24 protein-coding genes and 1 pseudogene are annotated in these 24,350 nt (G+C 72.7%); 14 read left to right on the top strand and 11 right to left on the bottom strand.

What is annotated here, in order from left to right:
* The first annotated feature begins 60 nt into the window (after positions 1-60).
* A complete protein-coding gene (locus B9S58_RS11665) occupies positions 61-771 on the top strand; it encodes a pentapeptide repeat-containing protein (protein WP_181009274.1) in 711 nt (236 codons plus the stop codon).
* Between the two features lie 49 nt (positions 772-820).
* Here the strand turns inward: B9S58_RS11665 and B9S58_RS11660 are convergent, their stop codons facing one another.
* From B9S58_RS11660 to B9S58_RS11640, 5 genes are all read right to left on the bottom strand, one after another.
* The gene (locus tag B9S58_RS11660; RefSeq protein WP_103532047.1) at positions 821-1,318 is read right to left on the bottom strand and encodes a hypothetical protein; all 498 of its coding nucleotides are present in this window, start codon (positions 1,316-1,318) and stop codon (positions 821-823) included.
* 138 nt (positions 1,319-1,456) lie between these two features.
* Positions 1,457-2,515, bottom strand: a complete 1,059-nt coding sequence (locus B9S58_RS11655; protein WP_103532046.1) for a methyltransferase — start codon at positions 2,513-2,515, stop codon at positions 1,457-1,459.
* Positions 2,516-2,601: 86 nt separating this feature from the next.
* Complete coding sequence (locus B9S58_RS11650) at positions 2,602-3,432, bottom strand: AraC family transcriptional regulator (protein WP_103532045.1); 831 nt, start codon at positions 3,430-3,432, stop codon at positions 2,602-2,604.
* Between the two features lie 64 nt (positions 3,433-3,496).
* The gene (locus B9S58_RS11645) at positions 3,497-4,132 is read right to left on the bottom strand and encodes a response regulator transcription factor (protein ID WP_103532044.1); all 636 of its coding nucleotides are present in this window, start codon (positions 4,130-4,132) and stop codon (positions 3,497-3,499) included.
* Positions 4,129-5,517 (bottom strand): sensor histidine kinase, encoded by a 1,389-nt coding sequence (locus B9S58_RS11640; protein ID WP_258044337.1) that lies wholly within the window; start codon positions 5,515-5,517, stop codon positions 4,129-4,131. The genes B9S58_RS11645 and B9S58_RS11640 overlap by 4 nt, the downstream gene beginning before the upstream one ends.
* Before the next feature lie 255 nt (positions 5,518-5,772).
* On the opposite strand from B9S58_RS11640, the gene B9S58_RS11635 reads away from it, so the two are divergent.
* The 4 genes from B9S58_RS11635 (at position 5,773) to B9S58_RS11620 (ending at position 9,719) form a co-directional block, all read left to right on the top strand.
* Positions 5,773-6,330 carry a heme-binding protein gene (locus tag B9S58_RS11635; RefSeq protein ID WP_103532043.1) on the top strand — a complete coding sequence of 186 codons (558 nt, stop codon included), beginning with the start codon at positions 5,773-5,775 and terminating at the stop codon, positions 6,328-6,330.
* 68 nt (positions 6,331-6,398) lie between these two features.
* Positions 6,399-6,995: an ankyrin repeat domain-containing protein gene (locus B9S58_RS11630; protein ID WP_103532042.1), complete on the top strand. Its 597-nt coding sequence runs from the start codon at positions 6,399-6,401 to the stop codon at positions 6,993-6,995.
* Positions 6,992-8,227: a YncE family protein gene (locus B9S58_RS11625; RefSeq protein WP_103532041.1), complete on the top strand. Its 1,236-nt coding sequence runs from the start codon at positions 6,992-6,994 to the stop codon at positions 8,225-8,227. Before B9S58_RS11630 ends, B9S58_RS11625 begins: the two co-directional genes overlap by 4 nt.
* Before the next feature lie 82 nt (positions 8,228-8,309).
* Positions 8,310-9,719: a M1 family metallopeptidase gene (locus B9S58_RS11620; protein WP_103532040.1), complete on the top strand. Its 1,410-nt coding sequence runs from the start codon at positions 8,310-8,312 to the stop codon at positions 9,717-9,719.
* Between the two features lie 85 nt (positions 9,720-9,804).
* Here the strand turns inward: B9S58_RS11620 and B9S58_RS11615 are convergent, their stop codons facing one another.
* Positions 9,805-10,380, bottom strand: a complete 576-nt coding sequence (locus tag B9S58_RS11615) for a TerD family protein (protein ID WP_103532039.1) — start codon at positions 10,378-10,380, stop codon at positions 9,805-9,807.
* A 192-nt stretch (positions 10,381-10,572) separates the two neighbouring features.
* Between B9S58_RS11615 and arfB the strand changes: the two genes are divergently transcribed.
* Complete coding sequence (gene arfB / locus B9S58_RS11610; RefSeq protein ID WP_103532038.1) at positions 10,573-11,007, top strand: alternative ribosome rescue aminoacyl-tRNA hydrolase ArfB; 435 nt, start codon at positions 10,573-10,575, stop codon at positions 11,005-11,007.
* Positions 11,008-11,126: 119 nt separating this feature from the next.
* Here arfB and B9S58_RS11605 read toward each other — a convergent pair whose 3' ends face one another.
* Positions 11,127-11,633 (bottom strand): flavin reductase family protein, encoded by a 507-nt coding sequence (locus tag B9S58_RS11605; RefSeq protein WP_103532037.1) that lies wholly within the window; start codon positions 11,631-11,633, stop codon positions 11,127-11,129.
* 394 nt (positions 11,634-12,027) lie between these two features.
* Between B9S58_RS11605 and cdgB the strand changes: the two genes are divergently transcribed.
* Both cdgB and B9S58_RS11595 read left to right on the top strand, forming a co-directional pair.
* Positions 12,028-13,683 (top strand): diguanylate cyclase CdgB, encoded by a 1,656-nt coding sequence (gene cdgB / locus B9S58_RS11600; RefSeq protein WP_103532036.1) that lies wholly within the window; start codon positions 12,028-12,030, stop codon positions 13,681-13,683.
* Positions 13,684-13,826: 143 nt separating this feature from the next.
* A complete protein-coding gene (locus B9S58_RS11595) occupies positions 13,827-14,831 on the top strand; it encodes a carbohydrate-binding protein (protein ID WP_103532035.1) in 1,005 nt (334 codons plus the stop codon).
* 61 nt (positions 14,832-14,892) lie between these two features.
* Here B9S58_RS11595 and B9S58_RS11590 read toward each other — a convergent pair whose 3' ends face one another.
* The 3 genes from B9S58_RS11590 to B9S58_RS11580 all read right to left on the bottom strand — a co-directional run bounded on the left by B9S58_RS11590 (position 14,893) and on the right by B9S58_RS11580 (position 18,023).
* A complete protein-coding gene (locus B9S58_RS11590) occupies positions 14,893-15,819 on the bottom strand; it encodes a 1-phosphofructokinase family hexose kinase (protein WP_103532034.1) in 927 nt (308 codons plus the stop codon).
* 153 nt (positions 15,820-15,972) lie between these two features.
* Complete coding sequence (gene nagA / locus B9S58_RS11585) at positions 15,973-17,130, bottom strand: N-acetylglucosamine-6-phosphate deacetylase (protein ID WP_103532033.1); 1,158 nt, start codon at positions 17,128-17,130, stop codon at positions 15,973-15,975.
* Positions 17,130-18,023, bottom strand: coding sequence for an ROK family protein (locus tag B9S58_RS11580; protein WP_374935664.1), 894 nt, complete (start codon positions 18,021-18,023; stop codon positions 17,130-17,132). The genes nagA and B9S58_RS11580 overlap by 1 nt, the downstream gene beginning before the upstream one ends.
* A gap of 431 nt (positions 18,024-18,454) precedes the next feature.
* Between B9S58_RS11580 and B9S58_RS11575 the strand changes: the two genes are divergently transcribed.
* Both B9S58_RS11575 and B9S58_RS11570 read left to right on the top strand, forming a co-directional pair.
* Positions 18,455-19,732 (top strand): ABC transporter substrate-binding protein, encoded by a 1,278-nt coding sequence (locus tag B9S58_RS11575; RefSeq protein WP_103532031.1) that lies wholly within the window; start codon positions 18,455-18,457, stop codon positions 19,730-19,732.
* 51 nt (positions 19,733-19,783) lie between these two features.
* Positions 19,784-20,083 carry a DUF3263 domain-containing protein gene (locus tag B9S58_RS11570; RefSeq protein ID WP_103532030.1) on the top strand — a complete coding sequence of 100 codons (300 nt, stop codon included), beginning with the start codon at positions 19,784-19,786 and terminating at the stop codon, positions 20,081-20,083.
* An 83-nt stretch (positions 20,084-20,166) separates the two neighbouring features.
* Here the strand turns inward: B9S58_RS11570 and B9S58_RS11565 are convergent, their stop codons facing one another.
* Complete coding sequence (locus tag B9S58_RS11565) at positions 20,167-20,847, bottom strand: phosphotransferase (protein ID WP_103532029.1); 681 nt, start codon at positions 20,845-20,847, stop codon at positions 20,167-20,169.
* A 195-nt stretch (positions 20,848-21,042) separates the two neighbouring features.
* Between B9S58_RS11565 and B9S58_RS11560 the strand changes: the two genes are divergently transcribed.
* The 4 genes and pseudogenes from B9S58_RS11560 to B9S58_RS11545 form a co-directional block, all read left to right on the top strand.
* Complete coding sequence (locus B9S58_RS11560; RefSeq protein ID WP_103532028.1) at positions 21,043-22,410, top strand: carbohydrate-binding protein; 1,368 nt, start codon at positions 21,043-21,045, stop codon at positions 22,408-22,410.
* 133 nt (positions 22,411-22,543) lie between these two features.
* Entirely contained in the window at positions 22,544-23,392 is an 849-nt protein-coding gene (locus B9S58_RS11555) for a carbohydrate-binding protein (RefSeq protein WP_103532063.1), read from the top strand.
* 179 nt (positions 23,393-23,571) lie between these two features.
* Positions 23,572-24,081, top strand: coding sequence for a SigE family RNA polymerase sigma factor (locus tag B9S58_RS11550; RefSeq protein ID WP_103532027.1), 510 nt, complete (start codon positions 23,572-23,574; stop codon positions 24,079-24,081).
* A 77-nt stretch (positions 24,082-24,158) separates the two neighbouring features.
* A pseudogene (locus B9S58_RS11545) lies at positions 24,159-24,350 on the top strand (hypothetical protein); the annotation flags it as partial.

The raw sequence follows: 24,350 nt of genomic DNA, 5'->3' as shown, positions 1-24,350 counted from the left end.
GGCGGCCGCTCGTGACACGGTCGCCGGGGCGTTGTCAGCGTGGTGCGTCACGATGGGGGCATGGCAGCGAGCGCGGGCAGGACGACCAGGACGACGGGGACGGCCAGGGGCAGGAAGGACACCGTCGCGGCCGCGCGGCGTCCGGAGGTGCGGCTGCCGCCGCTCGTTCCGTACGACGGCGAGGGCCTGGAGCCGGACGGGGACTACGACGGGGTGTGGTTCGACGGGGTGGACCTGGCGGACGCGTCGGGCCGGGGCGCCCGGTTCATGGACTGTGCCCTGGACAACTGCGGCCTCGACCGTACGGAGCTGGCGCGGGCCCGCTTCATCGACGCGGTGCTGACGGGCGTACGGGGCGTGGGCACGGACCTCGCGGAGGCGTCGCTGCGGGACGTGGAGGTGGTGGACGCGCGGCTGGGCGGGGTGCAGCTGCACGGGGCGGTGCTGGAGCGGGTGGTGGTGCGGGGCGGCAAGATCGACTACCTGAATCTGCGCAGGGCTCGGCTGAAGGACGTCGTCTTCGAGGGCTGCGTGCTGTCCGAGCCGGACTTCGGGGACGCGCGTCTGGTCCGGGTCGAGTTTCGGGACTGCGTGCTGAAGCGGGCGGACTTCAGCGGGGTCCGGATGGAGTCGGTGGACCTGCGCGCGGTGGCCGAGCTGGACATCGCCCGGGGTGTGGACCGGCTGGCGGGCGCGGTGATCAGCCCGTCGCAGCTGATGGAGCTGGCCCCGGCGTTCGCGGCGCAGATCGGGGTGCGGGTGGAGGGGTGAGCGGCCCTGAGGGCTTCACGTACGCGTGGGCTTCACATACGCGTGGGCTTCACATACGGGGGAAGCGGGCCTGGAGGTCCCAGATCACGGGGTTGTCGGCGAGGCCCTCGTGCAGGTCGGCCAGGTCGGCGATCAGGTCGTGCAGGAAGTCGCGGGCCTCGCGGCGCAGGAGGGAGTGGCTGAAGGTGAGCGGGGGCTCGTCGCCGGGCATCCAGTCCGCCTCGACGTCGACCCAGCCGAAGCGCCGCTCGAACATCATCCGGTCCGAGGACTCGGTGAAGTCCAGCTCCGCGTACTGCTGCCGGTGCGAGCGGTTGCCGCGCGGGTCCTGGTCGATCTGCTCGACGATGTCGCACAGCGCCCACGCGAAGTCGAGCACCGGCACCCATCCCCAGGCTGTGGACACCTCGCGGTCCGCCTTGGTGTCCGCGAGGTAGACGTCGCCGGAGAACAGATCGTGCCGCAGCGCGCGGACGTCCGCGCGGCGGTAGTCGGTCTGCGGGGGATCGGGGAAGCGGCGGGAAAGGGAGTAGCCGATGTCGAGCACGGATCGATGGTGTCATGCCCGGGGGCGGGGCTGACACGATCGGGTGAGCCGGCTGTCGTCGAGCACCGCACCGGCCGCGCCGGCGCGGTGTTCGACGACAGCCGGCCTACGGTTCCGCCCCGGAGTCCTTGTCCGCGGTCAGCCGGCCACGGCCTCGATGAGGGCGAACGGCGCGGCCTCGGTGAGCGGGGTGACCGAGGTGAGGGTCAGTCCCGCGCGGCGGCACACCTGCGCGAATTCCTCCCGGGTGCGCTCTCTGCCGCCCACGTTCACCAGCATGTTGAGGTCGCTCAGGTAGGTGACTCCGCCGTCGGTGACGTCCGCCGTGGTGTCGACGACCTCGGGAAGCACCGGCTCCACGATCAGCACGAGGCCGCCGGGCGGCAGCACCTCGCGGCAGTGGCGCAGGATCGTGACCGCCTGGTCGTCCGTCCAGTCGTGCAGGACGCTCTTCAGCAGATAGAGATCCGAACCCGCGGGGACCGAACGGAAGAAGTCGCCGGCGATCAGGGAGCACCGCCCCGCCAGCCCCCGGCGCGCCATCGTGTCCGGCGTGTCGGCCAGCCCCTCCGCCGTATCGAGAACCACACCGGTGAGGCCCGGATGCGCGGCGAGCACACCGGCGAGGAGGGTCCCGTCGCCGCCGCCCACGTCCGTGACCTTCGTGTACCGGCGGAAGTCGAAGGCGTACGGCAGTGCGGCGGCGGTCTCCGCGGTGGCCTGGCTCATCGCCCCGTTGAACTCCGCGGACAACTCGGGGTGCTGCGCGAGGTGGCTGAAGAAGTCGGTGCCGAAGACGGTGTCGAAGGCGATCTCACCGGTGCGGACGCTGTCGTCCAGGTGCTCCCAGGCGCGCACGATCGCGGGCTCGGTGAACATCCTGACGAAGGAGGCGAGCGAGTCGGGGCGGCCGGGGTGGAGAAGTGCGCCCTCGGGGGTCACCGAGAAGGAGCCGGGGGTGTGCTCCCGCAGCAGGCCGAGCCCGGTCAGGGCACGCAGCAGGCGCATCATGGGCTGAGGTTCGGCTCCGGCGTCGGCGGCCACATCGGCTGCCCGGCGCGGTGTGTCGCCCACCAACTCCATCACCCCCAGCCGGACCGCCGCGCGCAGGGTCTGTGCGGCCATGCTCCCGAACGCGAGCCGGCCGATCAGGTCGCGGTCGGCCGTGTCCGTCGTCGCAACCTCGGTGTTCGTCACGGATGCTTCCCTTCTTCGTGCGGGCAGGTGGGTGAGCCCCTGCGGGCAGCTACGCGCGGGGCCGGCCGTTCCGATGGATGTACGGGTCAGGTGGCGGACGTCGCCCGGCCGGCCAGGGCGCCCGGTGTGCACCCGGCCAGCGCCAGCACGTCGCGATGGAGGTGCGGCTGGTCGGCGTATCCACAGGCCAGGGCGACATCGCCAGCGCTCTCGCCCGCGTGGAGCGCCCGGACGGCGTGATCGAAGCGGACGAGCATGGCGGCACGCTTGGGGGTGAGGCCGATCTGGTCGGTGAACCTGGACCACAGCCGCTTGCGGCTCCAGCCGAAGGACGCGGCGAGGTCGGCGACCCGTATCCGGCCCCGTCGGGCCACGATGGTGTCCCAGGCGGCGGCGACCTCGGGCGACACCGACGGTGCTCCCGCGGCCCGCCTCGTGAGGAACGCGTCCGTCAGTGCGAGGCGTTCCTGCCACGTCGTGGCGTCGGTCAGCCGCTCGTGGAGAAGCCGCGCCTGCCGCCCCCACAGGTCGTCGAGCGCGGTGACGGAACCGTCCAGTTCCCGCGGGGAGACGCCCAGCAGCGCATGAGCGGCCGGGGGTGCCAAGCACACTTCGACGCACGTGACACCCTCGCCCCGGATGTGGGCCGGGCCGGGCGACAACGAGCCGACGAAGCTCCTCATGGGCCGGTGCCCAGCGGCGCTCTCCACCGTGAGGGGGTGGTCGTCCCCGAGGCCGATCACCACGACCACGGCGGGCCGGGGGAGCACCTGCATGTCCAGCCCGACGGCCGCGCGGTCACGGAAGCCGGCCAGCCGGACACCGTCGAGCGTCGGGCCGCCGAGGAGCTGGGCGACCTCCCAGCCGTTCTCGGCATCCCGGTCCAGCGGGGCGGCGCCCCGTCGCTGTCTGCGCATGCCTCTACAGTCGCCGACTTCGGCGCGCCTGTCTTGGACGAAAGTTCCGCGACGTGCCCGTGCCCTACGGCAGCAGGCGCTGTTCCTTCGCGACCGACACCGCGCCCGAGCGGGTGTCGACGCCGAGCTTGTCGTAGATCCGGCCGAGGTGGGTCTTGACCGTGGCCTCGCTGATGAACAGGGCGCGGGCGATGTCCCGGTTGCCGAGGCCCTGGGAGAGCTGGGCCAGGATGTCGCGTTCGCGGTCGGTGAGGGTGGGGCGGGGGCTGCGCATCCGAGCCATGACCCTGCTGGCGACGGGGGCCGAGAGCGTGGTGCGGCCCTGGGCGGCGGACCGGATCGCGGCGAAGAGTTCCTCGGGGCGCTCCGCCTTCAGCAGGTACCCGGTGGCCCCCGCCTCGATGGCCCGGGTGATGTCGGCGTCGGTGTCGTACGTGGTCAGCACCAGGACGTGGACCGTGCCGGCGGCCGCGATGCGGCAGGTCGCCTCGACGCCGTCGATGCCCTCGCCGAGCTGGAGGTCCATGAGGACGACGTCCGGGGCGAGGCGGGCGGCCAGCACCACCGCCTCCTCGCCGCTGCCGGCCTCGCCGACGACCTCGATGTCCGGTTCGCTGCCGATGAGGGCGAGCAGCCCGGCCCGGACCACCGCATGGTCGTCGCAGAGGAGGATCCGTACGGGGGTTGCCTGGCCGGTCATGCGGTGTCCTCCGGGGCGGTGAAGGCGGTGGGTGCGAGGGGGACCTCGGCCGAGAGCACCGTGCCCTCGCCCGGCGCCGACTCGATCGTGAGCGTTCCGCCGAGCTGGTGCACGCGGGCCCGGATCGCGGGGAGCCCGTGGCCGCGGACGGTGTGGGGGCCGCGTACGCCTGCGGGCTCGACCGTGAAGCCGCGGCCGTTGTCGCCGATGTCGAGGACCACCCGGTCGTCCAGGTGGGTCAGGGTCAGTCCGGCGGCGGTGGCCCCGGCGTGCTCCCGCACATTGGCCAGGGCGCCCTGGGCGATGCGCAGCAGGGCGGACTGCACCAGGTCCGGCAGCGGGGCGTGCGGGGTGCCCTCCACATGGCAGTGGACGGTGAGCGCGCCCTCCGCCTGGGCGCTCTCGCGGGCCGCCAGTGCGTGCAGGGCCGCCTCCAGGCCGCCGCCCTCCGCCAGGTCGGCCGGGGCCAGGTCGTGGACGAAGCGGCGGGCCTCGGCGAGGTTGCGTTCCGCGATGCCCGTGGCCGTACGGACATGGCGGCGGGCGGCGTCCGGGTCGGTACTCCAGGTGCGGTCGGCCGCCTGGAGCAGCATCTGCTGGCTGGACAGGCCCTGCGCCAGGCTGTCGTGGATCTCCATGGAGAGCCGCTGGCGCTCGGCGAGGGTCCCCTCGCGCCGCTCGGTGGCGGCCAGTTCGCGCCGGGTCCGCAGCAGGTCGTCGATCAGCTCGCGCTGGCGCCCGGCCAGTTCCCGTTGGCGTACCGCCTGGCGTCGCATATGGACGAAGACGGCGGTCGCCACGGCCGCCACGGCGGGCGGGGCGAGGACCAGGTTCGGGTCGAACTCGGTGGCCAGGCGCAGTTGGGCGGCCACGACGAACGCGGTGAGCAGGGCGACCAGGGCGAGGGCCGCGCGCGGCGGCAGGATGCGCAGCCCGGTGTAGAACAGCGGCACCGCGCACCACGCGAAGCTCGGCGCGAGGACGACCAGCACCATCCAGACGAGGACGAGTGCCCCGAGCCAGGCGAGCCGGCGCGGGGTGGGGCGCGAGCCGAGGACGGGCCCCAGGAGGTACAGCACTGCCAGGGTGATCGACAGGGCGATGATCCACGGGGTGCGGGCCTCGCCTGGGTGCCGCATCAGGAACCGGGTCAGCGAGGCGCCGAGCAGCAGGAAGAACGCGGCGTGCATGAGGAGCGCGAGCCAGCGGGCGTCGGGGTCGGGGCCCCAGCCGGCGTCGGTGCCGTGGGCCGGTCCGGGGACGTCGGGGACGGCGACAGGGTTCGGACCGGGTTCGGCGCCGGGGCCCCGGACGAGGCCCGGTCCGGGGGCGGCGCCGGCGGGCTCAACCCTCTCCGGTGCCCGCGGATCGCTCCGGTGGTCCACCTCGTACCTCGTGTTCCGTCTCGCCCGACCCTGCTGACCTGCGTGGATCCCTCCATCGTGACCCGAACCGGCCACCCCCGCATCAGCCGATCGGCTGATGGGGGCGTCGGCCGACCCGCGCGCCGCTTCCAGCCGGTACGTCGACCGTACGGGGCCGGATCCACCGGGAGGATCGGTACCAGAGCGAAACGCCCGGACCACTCCGGGTCGCTCCCCCCAACGCACCGGGCCGCCCCGGATCACCAAGGAGCCACCATGAAGAAGCTGTCGCTGCGCACCCGTGTCGTCACCGGTGCCGTCGTCGTCGCCGCCCTCGGGGCCGGCACCTTCGGCGCGATGTCCGCGAGTGCCTCGTCCCCGGCGGCCGCCCCAGCCGCCGCGGTCAAGGCCGACACGAAAAACCGCAACCTCCAGCAGTCCACCCACCTGACGGTGGCCGCCGCCACCAAGGCCGCGCAGGCCACTCTGGACGCGGCGAAGAAGGAGAACCAGCGGGTCTCCGTCGCGGTCGTCGACCGCAACGGCAACACCATCGTCACCCTGCGCGGCGACGGCGCGGGCCCGCAGTCCCCCGAGTCCGCGGCGAAGAAGGCGTACACCGCCGTCTCCTGGAACGCCCCCACCTCCGAGCTGGTCAAGCGCCTGGAGCAGGCTCCCAACCTGAAGGACATCCCCGGCACCCTGTTCCTCGGGGGCGGCGCCCCGGTGCAGGTCAAGGACGCCCCGGTGGCGGGCATCGGCGTGGCCGGCGCGCCCAGCGGCGCCCTCGACGAGAAGTTCGCCCGGGCGGGCGTCGCCGCCCTCGCCCGGTAGCCACGTCCGCACAGTCACGGTCACAGGCACAGGCATAGTCACAGGCACGGCCGAGAACGGAGTACCCCATGAGCGCCCTCGATCACGATCTGCTCACCGCCGCACGCACCGGCGACACCGAAGGTGTGCGCACCGCGATCGAGGGCGGCGCCCGGGTCGGCGTCCGTGACGAGGAGTTGCGTACGCCGCTGCTCCTGGCGGTCCACGGCGACCACGTCGAGGCGGCCCGGCTGCTCGTGGCCGCCGGGGCCGACCCGGACGCCCAGGACCGGCGCGAGGAAAGCCCGTGGCTGGCCACCGGGGTCACCGGCAGCGTCGCGATGCTGCACGTGCTGCTGCCGGCCGGCCCGGACCTGACCCTGCGCAACCGGTTCGGCGGCGTCTCCCTCATCCCGGCGAGCGAACGCGGCCATGTCGCGTACGTACGGGAGGTGCTGCGGGTCACCGACATCGACGTCGACCACGTCAACCGGCTCGGCTGGACCGCCCTGCTGGAAGCGGTGATCCTCGGCGAGGGCGGGCGCGCGCACCAGCGGGTCGTGGAACTGCTGCTCGCGGCCGGGGCGACCAGGGACCTGCCCGACGGCGACGGGGTGACGCCCCTCGCCCACGCCGAGCGACGCGGCTTCGCCGAGCTGGCCGCCCTGCTGCGGGACGCCGCGTGACCGGGGAGCGCGGCTTTCGTGCCGCCTTCCGAGTCCCCGGCCCCCGTGCCGCCTTCCGGGCCTGCGGTTTCCGTGCCCTCCGCCTCACCCTCGGTCTCGTCGCCGCCGCCCTGCTCGCCGGGTGCGCGACGGGCACGACGGAAGCGGCCCCGGGCACCCCGGGCACCCCGGAAGCGTCCGCCGCGACCGACCCCGTCGCGACCCCCGACCCTTCCCGCGCCCCCACCGGCCGCACCCCCGGAGGCACGCTCCTCGTCGCCGACTTCGGCAGCGACACCGTGACCTTCGTCGACCCCGGCCGGGACGGTTCCGGGGAGGGCGGGGCCCCCATCGCCTCGGTGAAGGTCGGCACCGCGCCCTACGGTCTCGTCGTCGGCGAGGACGGGCTGGCCTGGGTCGCCACCGCCGAGGGCGTCGCGGTCGTCGACACGCGGAAGCGGACCCGGCTCGCGCTCGTCCCGTATGCGACGGAGTCCGGCCCGGTCACCACCGGCGAGTACCGGGGCGGCGGCATGGGCATCGCCCTGGCCCCGGACGGGGACCACGTCTACGTCGGGGTCAACGTGCCCGGCGGCGACGGCACGGTCGAGGTCATCGACACCGCGACCCGCGAGGTCACCGGCACCGCGCCGGTCGGCATGCGCCCCTTCGACGTGGACGTGTCGCCGGACGGCCGCGAGGTGTACGCCACCGATCACGACTCCTTCGACGTGACGGCGGTGGACGCCGCATCGCTGGAGACCCGGCGCATGGAGGTCGCCCCGTACGGTACGGAGGGCGGTCTCGGCTCCTGGCTGAAGCCGCACTACGCCGTCGTACGCCCCGCAGACGGCAGGCTGCTGCTGCCCTTCGAGGGGGAGCGGCTCGCGGTCCTCGACCCGCGCACCGGCGAGGTGACCATCGAGCGGATGACCGCCGACACCCACCAGCACGGCGCGGCCCTTGCCCCCGACGGCACCCTCCTCGTGGTCGGCACCGGCCCGATCGGATCCGACGACGAGGACCCCTCGCTCACCGTCCGCACCCCCGACGGCGCGGAACGGGTCGTTCCGCTGGACGGGCCGCACGAGGACGTGGCGGTGTCGAAGGACGGCCGCACGGCGTACGTCACCGGCGGCTTCACCCGCGACGGGTACTGGAACGGCATCACGGTCGTCGACCTGGACGACGGGAAGAGCGAGCCGGTCCGGCTGAAGGCGGGCAACCGACCTCTCGGTATCACCGTCCTCTGAGCTGGAGCCGCCCGTTCTTCCCCCGAGGCGGGCGGCTCCTTCCGCGCCGGGAGACGCCGCCCCGAGATCTAGGATCGACCGGGTGAATCGCCCCCACCCGGTCCGCCGCCGCGCCGCCCACGCCCCTCTGCTGCTCGCCCTCGCCCTCCTCGGCGGGGGCTGCTCGGGCGGGGTCGAGGGGACCCCCGGCGCGGTCGGGCTGCGCGACCCGTACTTCCCGGGGCTCGGCAACGGCGGCTACGACGTCAACCACTACGGCCTGGAGCTCGACGTCGACCCCGCCGCCGGCCACCTGCGCGGCACGGCCACGATCACCGCCCGCGCCACCCAGGACCTGAGCGCCTTCCACCTCGACCTCGCCGGACTCGACGTGGCCGGCGCCACCGTCGAGGGCCGCCCGGCCGCCGTGAACCGGGCGGGCAAGGAGCTGACGATCCGTCCGGACGCGGCGGTGGAGGACCGGCTGCGCAAGGGGCGCACGTTCACCACCGTCGTGCGCTACTCCGGCTCCCCGCAGGCCATCACCGACGCGGACGGGTCGAAGGAGGGCTGGCTGCGGACGGCGGACGGCGCGGTGGCTCTCGGCGAGCCGACCGGGTCCATGGCCTGGTTCCCCGGCAACCACCACCCGAGCGACAAGGCCGCGTACGACATCGGGATCACCGTCCCCGAACCGCTGACGGCCGTCTCCAACGGGGAGCTGGTGTCCCGGCGTACGGAGAACGGGCGCACCGCCTACCGCTGGCGGACCGCCGAACCGATGGCGAGCTATCTGGCGACCGTCGCCGTCGGGCGGTTCGCCACCCGGGAGTCCGTCACACCCGACGGCATTCGGCTGTTCACCGCCGTGGACCCGGAGTCGGCCGCCGCGAGCGAGGACGTGCTGGCGCGGATTCCGGCCGTACTGAAGTGGTCGGCCGGGAAGTTCGGCCCGTATCCCTTCGCCTCGGCCGGGGCGATCGTCGAGCGGGTGGGCGACTCGGCCTATGCCCTGGAGACCCAGAACCGGCCCGTCTTCCCCGGCCCGCCCGACACCGCCCTGCTCGTCCATGAACTGGCCCACCAGTGGTTCGGCGACTCCGTCACCCCCAGGACCTGGCGGGACATGTGGCTGAACGAGGGATTCGCCACGTACGCGGAGTGGCTCTGGGCCGCCGACCACGACGGCGTACCGGTCGAGGAGAGCTTCCGGGAGGCGTTCGAGGACGACGCCAACTGGGCGTTCCCGCCCGCCGGTCCGCCCGCCGCCCGCGACCTCTCCGATCCGCCGGTCTACGGGCGCGGGGCGATGGTCGTGCACCGCGTCCGGCTCGCCGTGGACGACGACGAGGCGTTCTTCGCACTGGTCGGAGGCTGGACGAAGAAGTACCGGCACGCCAACGCCTCCACCGACGACTTCACCGCGTACGTGGAGGAGGAGACGGAACAGGACCTCACCGGGCTGTGGGACGCCTGGCTCCACGGCAGGAGCCGGCCGCCCGTGAAGGGCTGACCGGCTCCCGTGAAGCAGGTGAAGCAGGTGAAGCAGGTGAAGCAGGTGAAGCAGGTGGAGCAGGTGAAGCAGGTGTGCGCTCGGGTCAGAGGTTGACGCCGAAGTCGCGGGCGATGCCGGTCAGTCCGGAGGCGTACCCCTGGCCGACCGCGCGGAACTTCCACTCGGCGCCGTTGCGGTAGAGCTCGCCGAAGACCATGGCGGTCTCGGTGGCGGCGTCCTCGCTCAGGTCGTAGCGGGCGATCTCCGCGCCGCCGGCCTGGTTGAGGATGCGGATGAACGCGTTGCGGACCTGGCCGAAGTTCTGGCTGCGGTTCTCGGCGTCGTAGATGGAGACCGGGAAGACGATCTTGTCCACGTCGGCCGGCAGACCCGCCAGGTTGACGTTGATCTGCTCGTCGTCGCCCTCGCCCTCACCCGTGACGTTGTCACCGGTGTGCACGATGGTCTGGTCCGGCGTCGCCTTGTTGTTGAAGAAGACGAAGTGGCCGTCCGAGACGACCTTCCCGCCCGGGTTGACCGCGATCGCCGAGGCGTCGAGGTCGAAGTCGGTGCCGGTGGTGGTGCGGACGTCCCAGCCGAGGCCGACCGTGACGGCGGTAAGGCCCGGTGCCTCCTTGGTGAGCGAGACGTTGCCGCCCTTGGACAGGCTTACTGCCATGGGAAGTCCCTTTCCTCGTCGTGTGCGGGCTTCGTGCCATCACGAAGCTACCGTCACCCGTCATAACGCAAGCAGCAGACCACGAGGTTCCTGGTCGCTTTACTTTCTTTGCCGAACTTCGCCCTGATGAGACACCCGGCGGCGGACTCCGGGCGCAAAAGAAGGTGACTAACGGGGCGCGGGGAAGGGACCATGGGTGTCATGTCCGGGCCCTATGTCATCCGCGGCTCGGTCTCCCTCCCGGAGGCCGAGCTCATGTGGCGTTTCTCGCGGTCCTCCGGGCCCGGCGGGCAGCACGTCAACACCAGCGACTCCCAGGTGGAGCTGCGCTTCGACCTGGCGGCGACCGACGCGCTCCCCGAGGTGTGGAAGACGCGGGCGCTGGAGCGGCTCGCGGGCAGGCTGGTGGGCGGGGTGGTCTCCGTACGGGCCTCCGAGCACCGTTCCCAATGGCGCAACCGCGAGACGGCAGCCGTGCGGCTCGCCGCCCTCCTGGCCGAGGCCACGGCGCCGCCGCCCAGGCCACGGATCAAGCGGAAGATCCCACGCGGGATCAACGAGCGCAGGCTGCGCGAGAAGAAGCAGCGCGGCGACACCAAGCGCGGGCGCTCGGGACGCGACTGGTAGGCGCAGCCCCCCTGGACTCCCTGCCGGAACCGGAACGGCCGTCAGTCCTGCCGTGGACCCTCAGCCGGAACCAGAACGGCCGTCAGTCCTGCGCGCCGGAGTCACAGCCGGAACGGCCGTCAGCCCAACTGGCGGTAGCGCCCCTTGAAGTACGTCAGCGGGTCGCCCTCCGGGCTCGGCAGGTCCGCCGTGAGCACCCGCCCGATCACCAGGGTGTGGTCCCCGGCCACCACGCGCTGCTCGGTGCGGCACTCCAGCGTGGCCAGCGCCCCGCCGATCAGCGGCGCGTGCGTCATCTCGCCCCGCACATACGCGACATCCTCGAACAGCAGCCGGTCGCTGATCCGGCCCTTCATGGCGAACCGGCCCGCGACGTGCCGCTGGCTCGCGGCCAGGACGGAGACCGCCCACAGCGGCTGCTCGTCCAGCAGGTCGTCCATCCGGGAGCCGTTGCGCAGGCTCACCGTCACCAGGGGCGGGTCCAGGGACACGGACATGAAGGCGGTCGCCGTCATGCCCACGTCCTCGCCCCGGCCGTCCTCGTCGAGGGGCGGCTCCTGGGCGGTGACCAGCACCACCCCGGCGGCCAGCCGCGCGAGTGCGGCGCGGAACTCGTCGTTGCTCACCCCCTCAGCATGGGGGATGGGCTCGGGGCGCGGGGTGAGGGGCTTCGTCTGGAGCACACCCGGACGCTAACCGCAGGGGCCGGGCGGTCGCATCGGGCCAGGGGACCAGGCCGGTCCTAGGACCCCGGACCCCGGGCTTCGGGCTTCGGAAGGACGGCGTGCGCGGGCGCGTACAAGGGGAAGCGGTCCCTCCCGGTGACCGCCGAACGACCGTCGTCGCCGTGAGTCACCGGCACAACCTGGTCATCTGTTGTGACTTGAGTCACAGAGTCCACTTTCTGCTGACCCTGTGTACCGGGTGCACAGCTCACTGTGATTCAGTGGCCGGGACACTGCGATAAGTACGTCGATATGAAACCTGGAGTTGCTGTCGAGGTCTCGGGGAGTGCGAGCGATGGAGGCCGAGTCGGAACCGTACGTCCGCCTTGCGACCATGCGGCAGCTGCACCAGGCTGTCGCTGATCTCAATACGGCGCGGAGTCTGGCGGACACGCTGCAGACCGTGGCCGACGGGATCGTCGAGGGCCTCGGTTACGAGCTGGGCTGCGTCAACCTGGTCCGGCCGGACGGTGACCTCGTCATCGCCGCCTTCGCGGGCAACGCCGCCGCCGAGGCGCTGATCACCGGCCGCGTCGGCTCCCGTGACTCCTGGAACCGCCGGCTCTCCATGGGGGAGGCCTGGGACGACCTCCGGTTCATCCCGCACACCGAGGGCTGGGTCCTCCTCGACGACGACGTACCCCAGTGGCACACCGAGGGGCCCGAACCCCGGTTCGAGGACGAGTGGCACCCGCTGGACCGGCTCTACGCCCCGATGTACGCCTCCGGGGGCGGCGGGGACCTCCTCGGGGTCATATCCGTCGACCGGCCGCGCAACGGGCGCCGCCCCGGAGCATGGGGGCGTGAGGCGCTCCGGATGTACGCCTCCCAGGCCGCCATCGCGATCAGCAACGCCCGCCTGCGGGCCAACATGCAGCGCGCCCTGGTCCGCCTGGAGCGGGAGCAGCAGGCGCTGCGGGCCAGCGAAGAGTCCTTCCGGCAGGCCTTCGAGTACGCGCCGAGCGGCATGGCCATCGCCGAGATGGGCGGCGACCAGCAGGGCAGGCTGCTGCGCACCAACGACGCCCTGTGCCGGCTGCTCGGCCGTCCCGTCTCCGTGCTCCGCCGCTACTCCTTCGCCGACCTGGTCCACCCCGAGGACATCGGCACCCTGCTGCGCACCTCGGCCGAGGGTGGCCGGGCCGAGCTGCGGCTGAGCCGCCGGGACGGCACCTACCTCTGGGTCTCGCTGCGCAACTCGGTCGTCGCCGACGCCGCCGACGGCCCGCGTTTCCTGCTCACCCATGTCGAGGACATCGAGGAGCGCAAGCGGCACGAGCTGAACCTCGCCCACCGCGCCTCGCACGACGCGCTGACCGGGCTGCCCAACAGCGCCGAGCTGAAGTCGCGGCTCAGTGCCCGGATCTGCGAGCGGCCGCATTCCCCGGCCGCGACCGCGATCGAGGCGCTGGACGCGGCGTACGGGGACGTCGAGTCGTCCCTGACCCACGGCTACCAGGCCGACGGTTACGAGGGCGAGGCGATCCCCGGCGGCGGGCCCTTCGACCACCATGTGCACACGGTGGCCCCGGATCCGGGGCACGACGACGGGACGAAGGGGCTCGCGGTCCTCTTCTGCGACCTCGACGGCTTCAAGTCCATCAACGACCGCTTCGGGCACCACACCGGCGACGCCGTGCTCATCGAGGTCGCCCGGCGGCTGAGCACCTGTGTGCGGGACGGTGACACCGTCGCCCGGCTCGGGGGTGACGAATTCGTCGTCCTCGCCGACGGCCTCGGGGCGGCGGACGCCGCTGACCTGGCCGTTCGTCTGAGGAATGCCATCATTCCGCCCATCCGGGTGGATGGTCGCGCGGTCCGGGTCGGGGCGAGTTTCGGCATCGGCTGGGCCGAGTGCGGAATGACCGTCGAAGAGGTCCTGCGCTCCGCCGACCAGCGGATGTACGTGGAGAAGCGGTCCCGGTCGAAGGTTCACCGCAGGGCCGGATGACGTTCACGACCCGTTTCTTCCCCTACCCCGTACCCGTTCCGCGAGGCGGCCCCGGTCGGTGATCGCCATTCGGGGCCTGCTCCGTTCGAGGTAGGCTCGGCCGGTCGGCGACGGCTGGCGACATGGTGAGGAGTGACCCAGGGATGACGGCCGGAAACAACGGCGCGAGCAAGCCCGAGGACGACGATCCGTTCGGCTACCTGTACGCGGACGGACAGGCGGCAGGCGCCCAGACGCCCGGCCAGGGCGGCTACGGCTACCCGGGTCCGGCCGCGCAGCCGGGTGTGCCCAGAACGTCCTACAACCAGGTGCGTGCCGTCGGTGAGCGCCAGTACGGCCAGCAGCAGGTGCCGCCGCAGCAGGGTGGCTACGGCTACCCGCCCCAGCAGCAGTACGGCCAGCCCGCGCAGCAGTACGGCCAGCCGAACCCGCAGTACGCGGCCCCCGAGAACTATCCCGGCGGCGCGTCCCACGGGCAGCCTCCGGCGCAGGGCGGTCACGGCGGCGGGCCGGGCCGCGGCGGCCCGAACACGAAGGCGCTCCTGATCGCGGCGGTCGCCGTGGTCGCGGTCGTCGTCATCGGTATCGGCGCCGCCCTGCTCACGGGCGACGACGGCGACAAGGACGACAAGAAGGACGAGGCGTCCTCCGCGCAGGGCTCCGCCGGCCAGGTCGAGGAGTCGAAGAAGCCGGAGAAGAAGCCCGAGGAGAAGCCGAAGCCGGTCGAGCTGCCGAAGCAGGACGCGGCGACGCTGACGCTGGGCGGCACGGCGGCCCTGGACTCCACGGTCAAGGGCGCCAAGGGCGCCAACGGCAACTACATCAACCTGAACGAGGTCGGCCGGTCGGCCACCTGGACGGTCGAGGTTCCCGAGGCCGGCGCGTACACCCTGTACGTGACGTACGGCGTGCCCGGCAAGGACGCGAAGACGACCCTGACGGTCAACGCGCAGGAGCCCCGCTCCATCAACATGAAGAACTTCGCGAAGGCCGCCGAGGGCGATCTGGAGAAGGGCTGGACGAACACGTACGCGTACGTCCAGCTCGACAAGGGCTCCAACACCCTCAAGCTGTCGTGCGAGACGGGCGACGAGTGCGACGCCAATCTCGACCAGCTGGAGCTGAAGTCCGGCCACATCAAGAGCTAGAGGGTGTCCGGCCATCCCCGCCGGACACCGGACATCCGACGCTCTGACCGCCCCGAGGTGGTCAGGGCGTCGGCGTGTGCGGCTCCACGGTGACGCGCGGCAGCAGCTCCGCGTAGGCCGCCGCGTCGAACTCGCCGGCCGTCGGGGCCAGCACGGTCGCCGTCGACAGGGCCACCGCCCGGGCGAGGCGCTCCGGCCAGTCGAGGCCCTCGGCCAGGGCGGAGAGCAGTCCGGCCACCGCGGAATCGCCCGCGCCGGTCGGGTTGCCGCGCACGGGCGCGGGCGGGGCGGCCCGCCAGACGCCGTCCGGGGTGACGGCGAGCACACCCTCCGGGCCGAGCGACGCGATCACGGCGTGGGCCCCGCGGCGGCGGGCGTCGCCCGCGGCGCGCAGCGGTTCGCGGGAACCGGTCAGCCGGGCCAGCTCCTCCGCGTTCGGCTTGACCAGGTCGGGGCGGGCGGCGATGCCCCGGCGCAGCGGTTCGCCGCTGGTGTCCAGGAGGACGGGTACGGCGGCGGCGCGGGCGATCCGGACCAGTTCGGCGTAGGCCCCGACATGGATGCCGGGCGGCAGGCTTCCGCAGAGCGCGACCGCCTCCGCCCCGGCGACCAGCTCCTCGTACGTCCGCAGGAAGGCGGCCCATTCGGCGGGGCCGACCTGCGGTCCTGGCTCGTTCAGCTGGGTGGTGTCGCCGGTCGAGCGGTCGGTGATCGCCAGGGTGCGGCGGGTGTTCCCGGCCACGGGCACGAGGGCGTCGCGCGGCGGGAGCGGGGCGAGGAGATCGCGCAGAACGCCTCCGGTGGCCCCGCCGACGAAGCCGGTGACCACGCTTTCGTGGCCCAGCGCTCCCAGCACCCGGGCGACGTTGAGGCCCTTGCCGCCGGGGCGTTCGGTGACCTCGCCGACCCGGTGGCTGCTGTGCGGGACGAGCGCGTCGACGGTGTACGTCACGTCGAGCGCGGTGTTCAGAGTGACGGTCAGGATCACCTGCCGGCCCCTCCCTCGGTCTGCTCCTGGCGGCCCGCGCCCGGGTGGCGGCACGCGATTCTGATGATCATGTCAAAGCGGAGGCGGTCGGCCCAGCCCCGCGGGCCGACCGCCATCTCTTCGTTACGTGCGTCGCGCGACCGGTGCCCGGCCTCAGACGATCTTCGGCTCGATGATCCACTCGCCCCGGCGCATGACGCCCTTGAGGACGAAGTCCTCGTCGAGGACCACCAGGTCGGCGTCCTTGCCCGGGTCGAGCGAGCCGACCCGGTCGTCGACGCCGAGCAGCCGTGCGGGGTTGGCGGAGATGGACCGGACGACGTCCTCGACGGGGATCCTGTCGAGGGTGACGGCCCGGCGGAAAGCGGTGTCCAGGGTGAGTGTGGATCCGGCGATCGAGCCGCCCTCCACCAGCCGGGCCACCCCGTCGGTGACCTCGACCGCGAGCGGGCCGAGCTGGTACTCCCCGTCGCCGAAGCCGGCGGCGTCCATCGCGTCGGTGATCAGCGCGACGCGGCCCGCGCCCTTGTGGCGGTAGGCCAGCTCCAGGACGGCCGGGTGCAGATGCGTGCCGTCGTTGATCAGCTCGACGGTGATCCGGTCGTCCTCCAGGAGGGCGGCGATCGGGCCGGGCTCGCGGTGGGCGAGCGGCGGCATCGCGTTGAACAGGTGCGTGGCGACGGTCGCGCCCGCGTCGACGGCCTCGACGGTCTGCCCGTACGTCGCGTCCGTATGGCCGATCGCGGCGATGACCCCGTGCTCGGCGAGCAGCCGTACGGAGTCGATGCCGCCGGGCAGTTCGGTGGCGAGGGTGAACATCCGGGCGGTGCCGCGTGCCGCGTCCAGCAGCTTGCGGACCTCGGCCGGGTCCGGGTCGCGCAGCAGATCCTCGCTGTGGGCGCCCTTGCGGCACGGCGAGATGAAGGGGCCCTCGAAGTGGATCCCGGCCAGGTCGCCCTGCTCGACCAGCTCGGACAGGACGCCCGCCCGCCGGGCGAGGAAGTCCATCTCGCCGGTGACCGTGGAGGCGACCATCGTGGTGGTGCCGTGCTCGCGGTGCGTACGGATGCCGGTGAGGACCTCGTCCACGGTGCCGGAGGTGAAGGAGGCCCCGCCGCCGCCGTGGTTGTGCATGTCCACGAAGCCGGGGACCACCCAGTGGCCCGCGAGGTCGATGGTCCGGGCGCCCTCCGGTGCGGAACCGGAGATCCGGGTGCCCTCGACGGCCACCCGGCCGTCCTCGACGGTGCCGGTGGGGAGCACCACCCGGGCGCCGGCGAGAACGGTGCTGTCTGCTGCGCGTCCGGCCATCAGGCGGAAACCTCCGTGGAGAGTAGATCCCAGGCGAGCAGCCCCGCGCCCAGGCATCCGGCGGTGTCCCCGAGGGCCGCCGGGACGATGTGGGGCAGCTTCTGGAACGTGACGCGTTCCTCGACGGCCGCACGCAGTGGTGTGAACAAGGTTTTCCCGGCTTCGGCGAGACCGCCACCGATGATGAGCGTGCCGGGGTCGAGGAGGGTGAGCGCGGTGACGAGGCCGGCGGCGAGCGCGTCGACCGCGTCCCGCCAGACCCGGACCGCCGCCGGATCGCCCGACTCGACGGCCTTCGCGCAGTCCGCGGCGTCCGCCCCGGGATCCCCGGAGGCGGCGGCCCAGGCCCGGGTCACCGCGCCGGCGGAGGCCAGCGTCTCCAGACAGCCGCGCTGCCCGCAGCCGCAGTCGGGGCCGTCCGGGCGGACCACGATGTGGCCGATCTCGCCCGCGCAGCCGTGGGCGCCCGCCTCGATGGTGCCCGCGATGCCGATGGCCCCGGCGATCCCGGTGCCCAGCGGGACGAACAGGAAGCGGTCCGCCCCGCGTCCGGCCCCGATCCGCCCCTCGGCGAGCCCGCCGGTGCGGACGTCGTGGCCGAGGGCGACCGGGACGGAGCCGAGCCGCTCGGCGAGAAGCGCGCGCAGCGGTACGTCGCGCCAGCCCAGGTTCGCGGCGTACACCGCGATGCCCTTCTCGGCGTCGACGATGCCGGGCACGGCGACCCCCGCGGCGACGGCGCTCTCGCCGAGGTGCTCCTCGCCGTGGGCGCGCAGATCCGCCGCGAACGCGAGGATCGACTCGACGACCGCGTCGGCGCCGCGCTTCCGGCCGGTGGCCCGCCGCGCCTCATGGAGGAGGGTGCCGTCGGTCCCGACCAGGGCGGCCTTCATTCCGGTGCCGCCCACATCGAGGGCGATGACATGTCTCACGGGAGACAGTTTCGCCCGCCGACCCCCAATAGGTCTAGTCCACTAGCGAGGTTTGTTGCGCATCCATACAAAATGATGAACGAGTGAAGGCCGGTCTTTTTCTGCCGGAAAGTCGCTAATGGGAAGCCCAGATCGGGGGAATCCGGCCCAAAGGTCTGGACCAAGATGCGGGTCGGGGCCTCCGACTGCCAGTACCGGCAAGCCAGTTGTGGCCTCCTGAGCCCGTATACGTTGCCGAAGCGATACGCCGGTGGTGTAGACCCTCGCGTCGGCAATGGGGGAAAATCGCAGTTCGTCCGGACGGTGTCCAGGACAGGGCGGCACAGCCGCGGCCGAGCAGAGGCCGCCGGCCGACGCCGTGCGCACCGTCCGTGAGCAGGCGATCAACAAGGATGGGCGAGGCTGTGCAGCGGCGCTTTTTGGGTCTGACCGCGGTGGTGGCCGCGCTGGGAATGACGGCGACGTTGTCGGGCTGCGGAGGTGACACCGACTCGGGCGACGTCACGCTCAAGCTGGTGGCCGCCGACTACGGCACCGGCCCGGAGAACAGCTCCGAGAAGTACTGGAGCGGGGTCGCGTCGGGCTTCGAGAACGAGCATCCCGGCATCAAGATCGACGTCACCGTCCTCCACTGGAAGGACGTCGACCGCGAGGTCGCCGCGATGGTCAAGGCCGGCAACGCCCCGGACGTCGCCCAGATCGGCGCGTACGCGGACTACGCCAAGCAGGGCAAGCTCTACTCCGCCGACGAGACGCTCGCGATCCGCACCGCGGCGAACTTCCTCCCGTCGCTCACCGATGCGGGCAAGGTCGACGGCACCCTGTACGGGCTGCCCTTCGTCGCCAGCACCCGGCTGCTCTTCTACAACCAGAAGCTCTTCGACCAGGCGGGCCTGGACGCCCCCAGGACCTGGGACGACATCCGGAACGACGCCACGGCGCTCAAGGCGAAGGGCGTCGACTACCCCTTCGCCCTGCCGCTCGGCCAGGAGGAGGCCCAGGCCGAGACCCTGATGTGGCTCCTCAGCGGCGGCGGCGGCTACACGGACGACGTCGGCGCGTACGACATCGACTCGGCCGAGAACATCACCACCTTCCGCTGGCTGCGCGACAACCTCGTCGGCAAGGGCCTCACCGGCCCGGTGGAGCCGGGCAAGCTGGACCGGGCGAAGGCGTTCGAGGCGTTCGCCGACGGCAAGGTCGGCATGCTCAACGGTCACCCCACCCTGATGGACGAGGCCGAGGCCAAGGGCGTCAAGGTCGGTATGGTGCCGCTGCCCGGCTTCGACGGCCCGACCAAGGGCTCCATGGGCGTCGCCGACTGGATGATGGGCTTCAAGGAGAACGGCCACCGCAAGGAGATCGGCAAGTTCCTCGACTACGCCTACTCCGACGAGAACGTGCTGGAGTTCGCCGAGGAGTACGACCTGCTCCCGGTGACCGGCAGCGCCTCCGCCGCGATGGAGACCGACAAGAAGCACAAGAAGCTGCACGAGTTCCTGGCGGCCCTGCCGAACGCCAGGCTCATCCCCTACGGCAAGACGTCCTGGGCCACGGTCAGCGACGCGATCAAGAAGAACATCGGCAGCGCGGTCGCGCCGGGCAGCAACCCCGAGAGCGTCCTCGGAGAGATATCCGCCGAGGCGGCCAAGGCGGAGGCCGCCGAGTAGCGGCCGCGGGCCACGGACGCGGTGTCGGGGGTGGGCATTAGGTTGGTTGATATGACCGCCCCCGACCACGACCGCCATGGCCGCCATGAGTACCGTGACTCCCCGGCCGAGCCCGCGCCGGGTGCGGACGAGCTGTCCGTACGGGACCGGGCACTGCTGGCCCTGGAGCGGCGGTCCTGGGCGGGGCCCGGGGCGAAGGAGCGGGCGATCCGCGAAGGGCTCGGGATCTCGCCGGTCCGCTACTACCAGCTGCTGAACGCGCTGATCGAGGACGAGCGGGCGCTGCGCGAGGACCCGGTCACGGTGAACCGGCTGCGGCGCGTGCGCGACGCGAAGCGGGGGCGGCGCTGAGCGCACCCTGCCGGGGCTCCACCCCCTGGGACCCCGCTCCTCGATCGCCCGGAGGGGCTTGACCCGGCCGGACGGGCTTGGGCCTACGGGGCGCAGCCGATCACCAGGTCCACCGCCCGGTCCAGGCAGCCCCTCTCACGGGCGGTCAGATACGGGTTCGCCCGCTGGCGGGTGCGGGCCAGGGCCAGATCGGCGGCCGACACGCCGCCGTCGTCGGAGAGTTCCGTGAGGAGCGCCGCCAGCAGCGCCCGGACCCCCGCCCCGGCAGGGGACGCCGGGTCCAGCGCGATCCGGGCCAGAGTCAGGGCCGACATCGCCCGGTCGAGGCCGGGCGGGCCCTCCGTCGCGGTCGACCAGTCGATCACCACCGCGCCGCCCCGCGTCAGGATCACGTTCTCCGGATGCAGGTCCAGGTGGAGCACGCAGTCCTCCGGGTTCGCCGAGACCCGGGGCGGTATGGCGTGGAGCTCGCGCAGCAGACGGGCGAGGAGCGCGCCCGCCTCGGCCGCCCCCAGCCGCCCCGCCGGCAGGGCCTCGGCCAGGGTCGGGCCGGTCAGCCGCTGGAGCACCAGGTCCGTGGGGCGGGCCCCCTCGGCGGGCGGACCGATGCGCGGCACCGGGAACCCGAAGGCGCCGACGTAACTCATCACGGCCAGCTCCTCCGTGGTGTCGGAGCGGTCCCGGTAACGGCGAAGGACCCAGGAGCCGTCGAGTGCGTACACGTCGGCGGTGCGTCCCGAGCCCAGAAGTTGCCCTGTGTGCATGAGGGCGAACCTACCCGGGCGCCCCGCGGAAAGGGAGACGTCCTCTCTCTTCGCCTCTCTTCGCCCCATAACGCGGAGGGAGGGGGGTGAACGGGATCTCCTGCGCCGGGTGTCACCGCCGCTACGGTTTCGGCAATTCCCTGGTCCGGACCAACCCCCGCCGGACCCGGACACCCCTGAACCAAGGAGAGTTACGTGGAGAGAACCACGCTCCGCAGACGCGCCCTCGTCGCCGGCACCGCCACGGTGGCCGTGGGTGCGCTCGCCGTCGCCGGGCTCACCGGCGTGGCGTCCGCCGACCCCGCGGGCACCACCGCCCCGCCGGTCTCCGCCGACAGCCTGTCGCCCGGACTGCTGGCCGCCATGGAGCGCGACCTCGGCCTGGACGCGGACGACGCCCGGAGCCGGATAGCCAACGAGTACCGCGCCGCCGCCGTCGCCGCCGGGCTGGAGAAGTCCCTCGGCGCCAGCTTCGCCGGAGCCCGGGTCAGCGGTACGAAGGCGGCCCTGACCGTCGCCACCACCGACGCCTCCGAGACCGCCCGGATCACCGAGGCCGGGGCGAAGGCCGAGGTCGTCGGCAACAGCCTGGACCGGCTCGAAGGCGTCAAGGAGGCCCTCGACCGGGCCGCGCTGCGCAAGGCGCCCAAGGACGTGCCCGTCTGGTACGTCGACGTCGAGGCCAACCGGGTCGTCGTGAACGCCGCGAGCCCCTCGGCCGGACAGACGTTCCTCAAGTCGGCCGGGGTCGACAGCGGCCTCGTCACCGTCGCCCGGTCCGCCGAGCAGCCCCGCGCCCTCGCCGACATCCGTGGCGGCGACGCGTACTACATGAACGGCTCCGGCCGCTGTTCCGTCGGCTTCTCGGTGAGGCGCGGCACCCAGAACGGCTTCGCCACGGCGGGCCACTGCGGACGGGTCGGCACGACCACCAACGGCTTCAACCAGCAGGCCCAGGGCACCTTCCAGGGCTCGACCTTCCCCGGCCGCGACTACGCCTGGGTCGCCACCAACGCCAACTGGACGCCGCGTCCGCTGGTGAACGGCTACGGGCGGGGCGACATCACCGTCGCCGGCTCCACCTCGTCCGTCGTCGGCGCCTCGGTCTGCCGCTCCGGCTCCACCACCGGCTGGCACTGCGGCACCATCCAGCAGCTGAACACCAGCGTCACCTACCCGGAGGGCACCATCTCCGGCGTGACCCGCACGAGCGTCTGCGCCGAACCGGGCGACTCCGGCGGCTCGTACATCTCCGGCAGCCAGGCGCAGGGCGTCACCTCCGGCGGCTCGGGCAACTGCTCCTCCGGCGGTACGACGTACTTCCAGCCGATCAACCCGCTGCTCCAGGCGTACGGGCTGACCCTGGTCACCAGCGGTGGGCCCACCGACCCGCCCACCGACCCGCCGACCGACCCGCCGGGCGGCACCTGGGCGGCCGGCACCACGTACGCCGTCGGCGCCACGGTGACGTACGGCGGAGCGACCTACCGCTGCCTCCAGGGACACACGGCCCAGCCCGGCTGGACCCCCGCGGCCGTCCCGGCGCTCTGGCAGCGGGTCTGACCGCGCCTCCCGGCCCGTACGGGTGTCACTGACACCCGTACGTGGGTCACCGCCCGTCCGGTGTCACCGAACCTCCTGAACCTCTCTGCCTCCCCGCACCGAGGACTCCGAGGGAACTGTCATGACCCCACAGATGGACAACGCAACCCCCCATGATCCGAACGCGTCGGGGGACCGGCGGCGGATCAGCCGCAAAGGCCTCCTGAAGGCCGCGTTCGTCGCGAGTGCGGCGCCCCTGCTCGCCGGAGGGGGAGTCGCACTCGCCCGGGACGCCGCCTCCACCGGGAACGGGCCCCTGGCCCCCACCCCGGAGTGCGACGACGGCGACGACACGACGCCCCCGCAGATGGAGGGGCCGTACTTCAAGCCCAACTCGCCGCGCCGCACCAGCCTGGTGACCCCGGGCACCCCCGGCGTACCGCTCACCGTGAGCGGCTACGTCTTCGGTCGGGCCTGCCGTCCCGTCTCCGGGGCGCTGCTCGACTTCTGGCAGGCGGACACCAACGGGGCGTACGACATGGCCCGGTTCGCCTTCCGGGGGCACCAGTTCACCGGTACGCACGGGTCGTTCAGCCTCACCACCATCGTGCCGGGCCTCTACCCGGGCCGTACGCGGCACATCCACGTGAAGGCGCAGGCGCCCGGCGGCCGCGTCCTCACCACCCAGCTGTACTTCCCGAACGAGCCGCGCAACAACACCGACGCCCTGTTCGCCCCGGAGCTGCTGATGAACGTCCGCAGCATCGGGAACGGGCGCCAGGGCACCTTCGACTTCGTCCTGGACGTCGCCCAGACGCCCGGCCCGACCGATCCGCCCACCGACCCACCGACCGAACCGGGGACCAGCTGGGCCGCCGGCACCTCCTACCGCGTGGGCGACCGCGTGACGTACGGCGGGGTCGCCTACCGCTGTCTGCAGGCGCACCTGGCCATGTCGGGCTGGGAGCCGCCGAACGTCCCCGCGTTGTGGGAACGCGGGTAGACGCGGAGACAGCGAGCGCGCACCACCGCCCGCGCCCCGTTCACGCCGTCCGGCGCGTGAACGGGGCGCTTCTCCGTGCGCGGTCGTGAAAAGATCTCGCGGTCCGTCCGAAACATTTACCCGGTCCCGTCGCGTCGTACAGGGGGAAGGGCGGGACGGATGGACGGACGGGGGAGGGTATGAGGGCTTCGCGGACCGAGGAGTTCAAGGTGTTCGCGGCCGGCCGGGCCGGTCATCTGTTCCGTTCGGCCTGCCTGCTGACCAGCGGCGATGTGCACCTCGCCGAGGACCTGGTGCAGGAGACACTGAGCCGGATGTACGTCCTGTGGGGCCGGGCCCGCCGGATCGACAACCCGGCGGCGTACGCGCAGACCGTGCTCGTGCGGACCTTCCTGACCCACCGGCGACGGCGCTCCGCGAGCGAACGCCCGCTGGCCGAACTGCCCGAGGACGCTCCGGCCGACCCCGACGACCCGGCGCTGCGGATGACGCTGCTCCAGGCGCTGTCCCAACTGGCTCCCAAGGACCGTGCGGTCGTGGTCCTGCGGTACTGGGAGGACCGGAGCATCGAGGAGACCGCCGCCGCCCTCCAGGTCAGCCCCGCCGCCGTACGGACCCGCTGTGTGCGGGCGCTCGGACGGCTGCGTGAACTGCTCGGCGGCAGCATCGCGGAGTTCGCCGCCCGCTGACTTCCGGGCGCCTGCCCGGCCGGCCCTCCCGGAGCCGTCAACCGTTGTGCATCCAGAGCGAGAAGTGGTGGTTCCGCATGCCCTTTGAAGACGAACTCAGCGAGGAGCTCCGCCGGACCGGGGAGACCTTCGACCTGACCGGCCGCACCGCGGTGGTGGACGGCGCGCTGGAACACGGCCGACGCACCGTGCGCCGTCGTCGTACCGCCGCCGTGGCGGGCAGTGTGCTGGCCCTGGCCCTGGTCGGGGGCGGCGGTGCCGTCGCGGCC

Source organism: Streptomyces sp. SM11 (assembly GCF_002910905.1).
In the GTDB taxonomy this organism is placed as follows: Bacteria; Actinomycetota; Actinomycetes; order Streptomycetales; family Streptomycetaceae; genus Streptomyces.
This window is presented reverse-complemented; position numbering and strand designations above follow the sequence as displayed.